Here is a 9450-nt window from a genome sequence, read left to right on the forward strand (position 1 = left end):
AAGTACGAAGAAGCCCCCGCGTCGTCGTTGCGCGGGGGCTGGGGCGGTGACGGTCAGCACGTGTCGTCTACGTGGCCCGTCACGGCGAAGTGCTCGGCGGCGACGCTGACGACCGTCAGCGTCTTGCGCTGGATGTGTCCGGAGTCGCGGCCGGTCGGCTGGACGAGCAACTCCGGGTGGCTGCGTCCCTTGGTGTCGCGGACGCTGCGGATCTGCTTGACGACCGCCTCCGAGTTCCGCACCGTGTTGCCCTGGCGAGACGGGTAGACCCCGATGCTGCCCTCGGTGATGTCGGCGCCGGTGAAGTCAGTGAGCTTGCGGGCCATGGTCCCTCTCCTCTTCGTTCTGCTGCATCAGCCACCGGAAGGCCTCGTAGGCCTGCGCCGGCACGACGCCGTTTCCGATCTTGTGAAGCTGCTGCGTGCGGGTCAGGCCGGGGACATCGGTCACGTGACCGTCGGGCAGCCACATGAGCCACTCCGCGAAGTCGGCTGTCAGCCGGCGACCCCCCTTCGGGCCGACCTCCGTGGGAAGCGGTGCGGGCCGACCGGAGAAGGCCTCCTGCCGACGGATGGCGGGCTCGTACTCCGCCCAGTCCTGCACGCCGTCCTCGTCTGCCGGTAGCTCGTGCACGGCCGTGCGGAGGTTCAGGCCCCCGGTACGCCGGGGACTACTGCCGGGCCCGCCCGTTCCGTCGGAGGCGGTCGGGGTCGGCAGCGTCCTCACGACGGCATCCAGGGACATCCCGGACTGCCTGCCGTTCCCAGGCTGCCCACCTCGTCGGCCGTGGCCGTTGGGGCTCATGCCGGTATCAGGCGTCGGCAGGTACCGCGAGACAGAAAAAGCGGTCCCGGTGGTGGGCGGCGCCCACGGCGGACGCGCGAAGGCAGACCCACCGCGCGTCGTACCCGATCGCGGCCAGGTCGGCGAGCACTCGGCCGAGTCCCCTCGACCGGATGGCGCTGACGTTCTCCACGAAGAGCATTCGCGGTCGAAGTACGCGAACGGCGTCCGCGACATTCCGCCAGATCCCCGACCGCTCGCCATCAATTCCAGCCCCTTGCCCCGCAGTTGAGATGTCCTGGCAGGGGAACCCCGCCGTGATGATGTCCACGTGGCCGATGAGCTTCCGCCAGTCGTACGCGGTGATGTCCCCGACGTTCGACACCCCGGGGAAACGCTCGGCCAGAACGGCGGAGGCGGCCGGGTCGGACTCCGCGACGAACGCGACGTGGTCCCCGGTCAGCTGCTCTACCGCCATCCCCAGTCCGCCGTAGCCGGCGCACAGTTCCAGAATCGGCATGCTCTCCTCTTCTGCTTCTTCGCTACGATGGACAGCGCCCGGCCCTGCGGTCCTCTACTCCGCAGGACCGGGCGCAGCTGTGTGTCAGGCGGCCTTCGCCAGGTCCGCCGATGCGGCAGCCGAGACGGCGCCGAGGATCTTGACGACTGGCTTGTTGTAGGAGACGTTGGTCCCCTTCTTCGGGCCGTTCTTGATCGTGAAGTTGACCTCTTCGATGCTGAGCCGCGCGCGGGCCGGACCGCCCACCTCGTCCAGGGCCTCCAGCACCTCGTGAAGGACCTTGGCCAGGTCCCAGGAGCCCGTCCTGAACCTGAAGTGGCCCAGCTCCGGCGCCTCCTCCAGCTTGAAGACGAGGCTGATGTTCGGCTTCGGACCCCGTCCGCTCTTCGCGAGTGCCTTGCGGTCAACGAGCAACTCAGGGCACCCGCACGGCTGCCCCTTGTTGTCGTCGTCCAGGAACTCGACGCCGTCACACCAGTGGATCGGCTCGCCGCCGAACTGCCCGTACAGGCGCATGTCCGACTGCACCGACGAGGCGCCGTCGATGACAATGTCGACGCTCGGAGTGGAGGTCAGGATCTCGGTGTTATCCTCAGCCTCCGTCTCCCACGCGGCCGGCTCACCGCCGAGCATCTCGGCGATTCGGTCGGCCACCGTGGGGTCACCGGTCGTGACGCGCCACTCGCTCAGGCTCTCCGGCTGACGGCCGGTCATGCGCCCGGCGCGGAAGCGACCCACGATGTCGTCGGCGAAGGACCGCGGACGCGGCTTGGCGTCGGGGTCGGTCTCGTAGATTCGCAGTCCTGCCATGTTGTTGCTGCCTCTCGTCGGCTACAGGTTCGTTGTCGCCGGGCTCTCCCCCGGCGACGTAGTTACTGGGCGTCGGAGCGGGTCTGTTTGCCCGCACCGTGGGTCGACCCACGGTGCTTAGCTGCGCTCGTTCAGGCCCCGATACGGCCGGCCCGCGTGCTCGGAGTCCCACAGCTCGTACAGCGCCGACCAGACACGCCCGAGCCGTTCGCGATGCTGGTCAGGCTCGCCCGTGAACGCCCAGCCGTTGAGCTCCCTCACCTCGTCGACGAAGGCGCGGAGGCGGGCTAGCTCAGGTGACTTGTAGGCGGCACAGAACTCCGCGTCGGACGCCGCTGCGTCACGCTGGCCGCGCATCAAGCTCAGCCCCCGGCGGAGCGCGCGAACCTTCTCCCGCTCCTGACTCATCTCCCAGCGCCGACGGTCCACGAGCCACAGATACCGATCAGTCCCCTCGCAGGACCGGCACGCGGCCGCCCGGCCATGCCACGGCATCTCACGGAAGTCAGTTCGCGTGCGGCGTCGCCGACAACTCATGCACTTCAGTGCGGTCAGGTCGTCCCGCGCGTGCCGCTCCAGGTACTCAGCGAAGGTGACCATCAGTTCTCTCGCTCCTCGAAGAAGTCGCCGACACTGGCGGTCGACAGTTCCACGTACGAGCCGACGGCCCGAAACGCACGGGCTTGGAGTCGCGCCTCCTGCTCGTCGGTGTAGTAGTGGCATTGCACGCGCTGATCCGATGCCCAGACCTTCACGCGGTACAGCCAGTCGGGGCCGTTCACTCTCCGGGCTCCAGGTCCTCCCGTAGTCGCTCAGCGGGCTCCCAGTCGTCCGGGTCACCGAAGTTGTGGACGAGGCCCAACGCCCGGCGAACGAGCGCCAGTTCTGCCGGTGTCAGCTCCACGTTCACCGTCGCTGGCGGCATCAGCTTGGCCATCAGTTCCCTCCCCTGCTGTTGTAGTCCCCCGCGCAGTCGGCAGTGCGAGCGAACATGCTGCGCCGGTTCAGCGCAGCTATCCGACGGTCGTTTGCGGTCGTGCAGCCCTGCAACAGAACGTCGGCCACGGTTCGATGCGTTGACGGATCAACGTGAACTTCTGAGCCCTGGACGAGTCGTGAGCCGAATCGGCGGCGCTCCCGGATCTCGAACTCAACCCACCCGAGTTCGTGCGCACGGATGCGGTAGAACAGGCCCTCAGGCAGCGCGGGCGCGCCAAGAGCAGAGAGGTCGAGCTTCATCCGCTGCCTCCCATCAACATGGCTGTCCCCTAACTCTCTTCGCCCGCCAGGAAGCGGGCCACGGCCATGACGTCTCCGGGCTCGTAGCCGTCCGGCCACGGGTGTTCCGCGACGAACCGGCGCGCTGTTCGGAGGACGAACAGCCGGTCCGCCACGAGGTCGGCAATCAGGTCGTCCGGGTCCCAGTCGGTGGGGCCCACGTCGGACGCCGTCACGGCTGCTCCGGGTCGATGATCTTGGCGTAGTATGCCGCGCGCAGTCGACGGACGGCCCCCCAGATCAGGCCGGGGTACCGACGGGCTTCCGTCTCGCGCACCCGACAAGCGGCGTCCCGGAGAACTTCGCGACGGAAGTCTTCGATCAGGTCGATCTGTTCCCTGTGCTCCAGGTGCCCGTGAGCCGCAACAGCAGCCGCGAGCCATGCCTCCGCCGCCTCCAGCGGAGACAGAGGCCCGATGAAGTAGCCGCTCATCCCGCTGCCTCCGGGTCGATGAAGTCGGCAGCGACATTGGCGTACAGGCAGGGGTCGACGGTGTCCGCGTACCCCCGGATCTTCTCCGCCAACTCGTGCGCGTGGGCGTGGAGGAGGTCGTCCAGCATCTCCTTCAGCCGGTCGTACTCCTCACCCCACCAGCGATCCAGATCCTCGTGGATCTCGGCGCGGACGGCTTCGACGGATCGCTTCACCGAGCACCCCTCTCCCACAGCGCCCGCGCCTCCGCCTGGCAGCTCACACCGAGCCGACGCAGCGTCGCCTGTGCGCGAGGAACCCACGTGGACGGCCAGTCGCCGATGTCGGCGTAGGCCTGGACTTCGCCCACGCCGACACCGACGAGCCAGGCCACGAAGGCGTAGCTCGTCGGTGGGCGCTGACGTCGGACGGTGGGCGGCCTCACGCCTTCACCTCCATCAGTGCCGCGTTCAGGTCGTCCACGGACGCCGTACGCTTCCCGTCCAGGGCAGAACGGAGCCGCCCGAACAGTGCCCGGATGCGCGCCTGTTCCGTATCCAGTGCGGAGCGCCACCCGCGTTCGCGGGACTCCGCGGCCTCCCGGTTGAACCTCTGGAGCCTGATCTCCGCAACGAGTTCGCCGTGCGTCCATGAGGCGTAGGTGCCTGCGAACGCCTCCTCCGCCTTGCGCTCACGCTCCAACGACTCCTGACGCCTGCGCTCCAGGGCCTCCCAGACGTCGGCACCACTGCCTGTGGCGCCTACTGGTGTCGCCGCTCCTTGGCCCGGGCGCGGAGCGCCGTCCACAAAACCCGCCCACCCATCGGCGATCCACTTGCTCAACGTCCCGTGGAGTTCCTCCACCTCGTCGCGGGTCAGGAGGAACGATCGGCCGCCTCCCGTTGTCGGGTGGAAGACGCGCACCAGCACGGTGTCACTGATCGGTTGCTTGTGGGACGCGCCCACGGTGATGGCGCTCCGTCCCGACGCCGCCATGTTCTCGTTCAGGGTGTGCGTTCGGCTGAACAGGTAAACCACAGCCGCTCCTCTCTGTGCTCCTACGCCGAAAGCCCCCGGCGCCGAAGCGGCCGGGGGCTTTGGGGCTCGCAGATCAGACGGACGGGGGCGGGACGTCGACCGAGATCCACGTCTCGTACGTCCCGTTGCCGACCTCGTTCAGCTCCAGCCGGCGGATCGGGTTGCTGCTCCCGTCGTCCAGCTCGAAGCCGTCAGCGTGGGCGGCCCTGATCGCAGCCTCGATCGCGCGGGCATGCTCCACCAGCGTCACTTCGCGCTCACCTTCACGCCGCGCAGCATCGCCCACCCGAGCAGCACGAGCAGCGTCGTCCCGAAGCCAGGTGCCGGGACGGCCGGGACGGTGCCGTGGAGGGCGCCGACCCCGACCATCACGAGCCACGCCCGCAGCGGGAGGAACGCCAGGCCGAAGACGAACAGCCCGGCAACCAACCCGAACGTCTCAGCGCCGGCCGAGGGCGCCGCCGGCGGCGTCTGCATCGGCGGCGTCTGCATCGACGTACGACGCAGTTCCGTGACCAGCCTCTCGAAGTCGCTCACGCGGTCGCCTCCCACTTTCCATGGTCGTTGTTGTCCAGAGTGACCTTGTAGACGGTCCGGCTCTGCGAGTGGTACACGCAGATACCCTCGGGGTTCATGAAGCCGGGGACGGCGAACGAGCCAGCACGCCGCAGCTCTGCCATCGCGAAGACGATCATCTCCTCGCAGAACCGGCCCCGGTAGAGCACCGGGACGACGTCCAGCACGCCGCACAGAGACGACTGCTTGGTCCGGGAGGCCATCGACTCGCCGTCGACTTCCGACGTCCAACGGTCGACGTTGAACAGCGAGAAGCGGCGCTCGTCCAGCCCGTACCGGCGCTGGATGCCTTGCCCCCACCACTCGCCGAAGTGCAGCCCGGGTCCGAGGACCCTCGCCAGCTCGGCGGCGTTGGCCTCCACCCACCGGGCGAAACCGTAGTTGTCCTCGTCCGGGGTCAGCAGCCGCTTCCGCGACTGCGCGACCACCTGACCGTCGTCGGAGATGTGGATGCCGGCGTTGGTGCCGTCGATCTTCTCCGTGTAGATGGCATCGCGGAACAGCCGGGCCGTCTTCGGCCAGGCGGTGAACTCCGGTGCGAACGTGGTCACTTGCTCTCCCCCAGTTCCTTGACGCTGATGTCGAACCCGTAGGCGTAGTAGAACGGGTTCCCGCTGCTCCACCCCACCGACAGTTCGAGTACGTCACCCATGTCCGCGTAGATGTGCCACGTGGTGTACCCGTCCGTCGTGCCCACTCCGGTGATGATGTGATCGACCAGTTCCGGGCGGAGCAGGAAACTCTTCAGTTCCGTGTACGCGCAGCAGTCACCGGTGTCGCGGAGTTCGACGCGCTTCCCGTTGTCCAGGGTGATGATCAACTGGGCGGAACCGCTCCCGCCCCACTTGTCCCGGTCACCCTCGCCGGGCGCGGCCTTGACGATGCGGTGACCGACCACGGCGTCCCGAAGCTCCTCGACGTTCCCCGGCATCGTGCCGTCGTCCTCGTCTTCGCCCAACTCCTCAGCGAGGTACAGGCTCACTGGGCGCTCCCCTTCTCCAGCTCAGTGATCCTGAGCGCCTGACGGACGATGGTCTCCCGGAGCGGGCCCTCCGCGGAGAGCGCCTTCGCTGCTTCCACCACGCGCAGCATGTGGTCCATGTCCCAGCAGCTCCCGGGGCCGGCGTCGATGTCCACCCCGAGCGCACGAGCGACCTGCGCGACGACCTCCCGGGCCTCCCCGCCCTTGCGGTTCTCCGCCTCCACCGCTTCCCAGTTGGCCTCTGCCGCCTCGTCACGGATGTGCTGCGTGAGGCTGGTCCACGCCTCTCGGGTCAGCCTGAGACCCACCCTCGTGCGTACTTCGGGAGCGGAGAAGACCCCCCGTCCGGGGTGGTCACGGTACTCCACGACCATCCCAGCGTTGGCGATGATCCGGACGTCGCCGTCCACGTAGTCGACCAGCTTTGCCGACGTACCCGCCACGCTGCTAGGACCGCGACCGCTCATGCCGCCCGCCTCTCCGTGCCGGTCTCCGCCGCGCCCGTCGACCAGACGGGCCGGCCGACCACGTTCTTCTTCCGGACGGTGTCCCACTGGAAGACGGTGAGCAGCGCCGTGAAGACGTCGAAGAGGTCGTCCGAGCAGTCCACCGGGACGAGCTTCGCGCCCTCAGGACGGACATGGAGGACGGCAGCAGCGTCCACGGCCGGCACCGGGATGGACTCGCCGGTGGCCGCGAGGATCATGCGGTCCGCTCGGGCGTAGGCCTTCAACTGGAGCGCTACGTCCTCGTGGACGCCGCTCCGGGTGGTCTTCCAGTCCAGGATGACCGTCTCGTCGCCAAGCTTGGCGATCGCGTCGAAGCTGCCGGCGTACCCGTGCTGGTCGCTCCAGATCGTTTCCTCCAGGTGGAGGAACTCCGGCTGCTGCTCGTCCAGGAAGGCCGCGAAGTGCCGCGCGTACTGCGCCATGTCCGGGTGCACGCGCCCGACCCGCTCTCCTCGGGCCAGCCGCTCGAAGAGGTCGTGCGCCGCGCTGCCCGTGTCGGCAGCCTTCGCCGTCGTCCGGGTCGGCGACCGCTTCAGGTAGTCGACAGCTGCCGCCGGATCGCGGAGCGCGATGTTCACCACGGCGCCCAGATCGTTGACGGCCGTCTCCGCGACTTCCTTCGCGGCCCAGAAGGTCAGAAACCCCTTGGGGAGCATCGACAGCACCGATGTCACCCCGGGGACCTTCTTCTCCCCGTCCGCCGGGTCCACGTAGAAGCGCGCGCCGGAGCGCTTGATCGTCTGTATCGTCATCCCCTGCCCTCTCTCTCGGGTGCAGGGGAGTTACTGGGCGGCCCGGCGGGTCTGTTTGCCTCGTCGACCAACGAGTTTGTTCAGGGTCCAAAGGGTCCGAACAACCGCCCTTTTCCTATCTCTCTTAACACGTGTTAGAGAGAATAGAAATAAGGGGTTAGAACGGCACTTTGGACCCTGCGGAGGAGGACGCGAGCGACGTCAGCCCGCCGACGACGCATCCTCGGCGGTCAGGATCAGATCCTCAGCCAGGTCGACCACCTCACGGAGGCGCTGGATGAGCACCTCGCGTTGACCGTTGGTCATCTGCTCCACGATGACGTGTGGCTGCATCCGCGTCAGAATCTGGCCCACCGACTCAGCGAGCCGCAGATGGTCGGCCGTGGCGCGGCCGGCAGGCACTGCGGGTGTCTCTGGTTCGGCAGTGGTCTTCCGACGTGCGGTGCGCTTCTTCGGTGCCGTCTTCACGCCCGGCGGCGTCAGCGCGCTCAGCGTCTCTCCTGCGCGCTGTGCCGCCACGAGTGCCGTGGTCATGGATCGCGTCTGGGCCTTACGTCCGGCTGGGCCTTCTTCCAGGAGCCCCAGATCACGGACCTCCTCAGGCGTGAAGACGGTGCGCACCAAGTTTCCGATATGCCATCTGACGTTGCTCTGGATGTTGCTCTGATTCGCCTTCGGAATTCCCGCGTCGAGGTAGATCTGTGCCGCCCGGACCCGATAATCGTGCGACCGGCCCATCGGGTCGTCCATCTGAATTCGGAGTGCGATTAGCACGGCAGCAAGCGATTTCAGCACGGTCGTGCTGGCTTTCTCGACGTGCTGGTACGCCTTGGCGAGCTGCACCCCGCGCACATGCAGTTCGTCGACGCTGAGGTTGCGCACGTCGGCATAAAGGAGCGGCTCGGGGATGGCTGCGCGCTTCACAGGCAGCGGCGCGCGGCGCGCGGGGAGTCGGGCCTCCGTCATGGGGCCTCCTGACTATGTGAGGGGGCAGCGTACCAAGGGCATGCTAAGTAACCCGTGGCGGGGTGCACTACAGATCCGTAGAAGACACGAAAGGCATGTGGCAAACACCACAGGTGATCGGGCCGAGCGCGAGCACACTTCCAGCGACGCGAATCTTCCGGGCTGGCACACAGCTGCACTCCGCGAGCACACGATCTGCTGTCGGGGCTCGTCGGGCCACGGGCGGCGGGGCGAGCAGGCGCAGTGCGTCGTTGACAGCCTTCTGCATGGCCTCCAGGTCGACGGCCTCCGCGCTCTGCGCCGTCAGCATCATGTCGCCGAAGCCGCTACGCGGGTCGTAGCCATCGCGCGGCCATTCCAGCCCGACGAGTTCGCCAGCGGCGCGGAACTTCTTATTGTGGTAGACGCCCTTTCGCGAGCAGTCGTCCACACCCGCCGACCAGTTCAGTGCATGGGCGGCCTCGTGGCGAACGGCCGTGATGACCGCGATCGCCCCCGTGCGGTTGGGCAGAAGCGCCTGGCGGAGCAGGGCGGGGTCGATTGTGATGCCGTCCCACTGGCCAGTCAGCACGGCCCGGCTGAGTTCTACCGAAACGGCTGACTTGCCGTTCCAACGGGCAGGGCTGTGGTCCGGCGTGGGTGGTGCGGAGCTGAGCACGAAGTACGCAGGGGGCAGGGTCGGATGCGCAGACCGTAGCGCCTCCCACTCCGCCTCCAGCAGCGTCGTCAGCGCTGTAGCCGAGACAGGACGTGGCGGTGTCATGAGGCAGACCGTACAGGCGTTGTGACGTACAGACCAACAAAAGCTGGCAGCGATGGGTGGT

20 protein-coding genes are annotated in these 9450 nt (G+C 67.7%); all 20 read right to left on the reverse strand.

All coding sequences use genetic code 11. The features are described 5' to 3' along the window. Positions 1 to 53: 53 nt before the first annotated feature. The 20 genes from ACIRRS_RS22560 to ACIRRS_RS22655 all read right to left on the reverse strand — a co-directional run bounded on the left by ACIRRS_RS22560 (position 54) and on the right by ACIRRS_RS22655 (position 9389). On the reverse strand, positions 54 to 326 hold the full coding sequence (locus tag ACIRRS_RS22560) for a hypothetical protein (protein WP_402973421.1): 273 nt from the start codon (positions 324 to 326) through the stop codon (positions 54 to 56). Further along, positions 307 to 633, reverse strand: coding sequence for a hypothetical protein (locus ACIRRS_RS22565; protein WP_402973424.1), 327 nt, complete (start codon positions 631 to 633; stop codon positions 307 to 309). The genes ACIRRS_RS22560 and ACIRRS_RS22565 overlap by 20 nt, the downstream gene beginning before the upstream one ends. A gap of 178 nt (positions 634 to 811) precedes the next feature. Continuing rightward, positions 812 to 1303, reverse strand: coding sequence for a DNA cytosine methyltransferase (locus ACIRRS_RS22570; protein WP_402973427.1), 492 nt, complete (start codon positions 1301 to 1303; stop codon positions 812 to 814). 84 nt (positions 1304 to 1387) lie between these two features. Then, positions 1388 to 2113, reverse strand: coding sequence for a hypothetical protein (locus tag ACIRRS_RS22575; RefSeq protein ID WP_402973429.1), 726 nt, complete (start codon positions 2111 to 2113; stop codon positions 1388 to 1390). A gap of 117 nt (positions 2114 to 2230) precedes the next feature. Beyond that, entirely contained in the window at positions 2231 to 2713 is a 483-nt protein-coding gene (locus ACIRRS_RS22580) for a hypothetical protein (protein ID WP_402973431.1), read from the reverse strand. Continuing rightward, positions 2713 to 2895 (reverse strand): hypothetical protein, encoded by a 183-nt coding sequence (locus ACIRRS_RS22585; protein ID WP_402973434.1) that lies wholly within the window; start codon positions 2893 to 2895, stop codon positions 2713 to 2715. The genes ACIRRS_RS22580 and ACIRRS_RS22585 overlap by 1 nt, the downstream gene beginning before the upstream one ends. Further along, entirely contained in the window at positions 2892 to 3050 is a 159-nt protein-coding gene (locus ACIRRS_RS22590; protein ID WP_402973436.1) for a hypothetical protein, read from the reverse strand. Before ACIRRS_RS22590 ends, ACIRRS_RS22585 begins: the two co-directional genes overlap by 4 nt. Further along, positions 3050 to 3352, reverse strand: coding sequence for a hypothetical protein (locus ACIRRS_RS22595; RefSeq protein WP_402973439.1), 303 nt, complete (start codon positions 3350 to 3352; stop codon positions 3050 to 3052). Before ACIRRS_RS22595 ends, ACIRRS_RS22590 begins: the two co-directional genes overlap by 1 nt. A gap of 29 nt (positions 3353 to 3381) precedes the next feature. Continuing rightward, positions 3382 to 3567 carry a hypothetical protein gene (locus tag ACIRRS_RS22600; protein ID WP_402973441.1) on the reverse strand — a complete coding sequence of 62 codons (186 nt, stop codon included), beginning with the start codon at positions 3565 to 3567 and terminating at the stop codon, positions 3382 to 3384. Continuing rightward, positions 3564 to 3824, reverse strand: coding sequence for a hypothetical protein (locus tag ACIRRS_RS22605; RefSeq protein ID WP_402973444.1), 261 nt, complete (start codon positions 3822 to 3824; stop codon positions 3564 to 3566). The genes ACIRRS_RS22600 and ACIRRS_RS22605 overlap by 4 nt, the downstream gene beginning before the upstream one ends. Then, on the reverse strand, positions 3821 to 4039 hold the full coding sequence (locus ACIRRS_RS22610) for a hypothetical protein (RefSeq protein ID WP_402973446.1): 219 nt from the start codon (positions 4037 to 4039) through the stop codon (positions 3821 to 3823). Before ACIRRS_RS22610 ends, ACIRRS_RS22605 begins: the two co-directional genes overlap by 4 nt. A gap of 205 nt (positions 4040 to 4244) precedes the next feature. Next, a complete protein-coding gene (locus ACIRRS_RS22615; RefSeq protein WP_402973448.1) occupies positions 4245 to 4841 on the reverse strand; it encodes a hypothetical protein in 597 nt (198 codons plus the stop codon). A gap of 73 nt (positions 4842 to 4914) precedes the next feature. Further along, a complete protein-coding gene (locus ACIRRS_RS22620) occupies positions 4915 to 5091 on the reverse strand; it encodes a hypothetical protein (RefSeq protein WP_402973450.1) in 177 nt (58 codons plus the stop codon). After that, the gene (locus tag ACIRRS_RS22625; RefSeq protein ID WP_402973452.1) at positions 5088 to 5378 is read right to left on the reverse strand and encodes a hypothetical protein; all 291 of its coding nucleotides are present in this window, start codon (positions 5376 to 5378) and stop codon (positions 5088 to 5090) included. The genes ACIRRS_RS22620 and ACIRRS_RS22625 overlap by 4 nt, the downstream gene beginning before the upstream one ends. Further along, complete coding sequence (locus ACIRRS_RS22630; protein WP_402973455.1) at positions 5375 to 5968, reverse strand: RNA ligase family protein; 594 nt, start codon at positions 5966 to 5968, stop codon at positions 5375 to 5377. The genes ACIRRS_RS22625 and ACIRRS_RS22630 overlap by 4 nt, the downstream gene beginning before the upstream one ends. Further along, positions 5965 to 6399 carry a hypothetical protein gene (locus ACIRRS_RS22635; RefSeq protein WP_402973458.1) on the reverse strand — a complete coding sequence of 145 codons (435 nt, stop codon included), beginning with the start codon at positions 6397 to 6399 and terminating at the stop codon, positions 5965 to 5967. The genes ACIRRS_RS22630 and ACIRRS_RS22635 overlap by 4 nt, the downstream gene beginning before the upstream one ends. Further along, on the reverse strand, positions 6396 to 6866 hold the full coding sequence (locus ACIRRS_RS22640) for a hypothetical protein (RefSeq protein WP_402973461.1): 471 nt from the start codon (positions 6864 to 6866) through the stop codon (positions 6396 to 6398). Before ACIRRS_RS22640 ends, ACIRRS_RS22635 begins: the two co-directional genes overlap by 4 nt. Continuing rightward, a complete protein-coding gene (locus ACIRRS_RS22645; RefSeq protein ID WP_402973464.1) occupies positions 6863 to 7660 on the reverse strand; it encodes a hypothetical protein in 798 nt (265 codons plus the stop codon). The genes ACIRRS_RS22640 and ACIRRS_RS22645 overlap by 4 nt, the downstream gene beginning before the upstream one ends. Positions 7661 to 7861: 201 nt before the next feature. Next, positions 7862 to 8626 (reverse strand): hypothetical protein, encoded by a 765-nt coding sequence (locus ACIRRS_RS22650; protein WP_402973467.1) that lies wholly within the window; start codon positions 8624 to 8626, stop codon positions 7862 to 7864. A 67-nt stretch (positions 8627 to 8693) separates the two neighbouring features. Then, positions 8694 to 9389: a hypothetical protein gene (locus ACIRRS_RS22655; protein ID WP_402973470.1), complete on the reverse strand. Its 696-nt coding sequence runs from the start codon at positions 9387 to 9389 to the stop codon at positions 8694 to 8696. Between the last annotated feature and the right edge of the window lie 61 nt (positions 9390 to 9450).

Origin of the sequence: Kitasatospora sp. NPDC101183 (assembly GCF_044767945.1) — a bacterium.
Taxonomy (GTDB): Bacteria; Actinomycetota; Actinomycetes; order Streptomycetales; family Streptomycetaceae; genus Kitasatospora.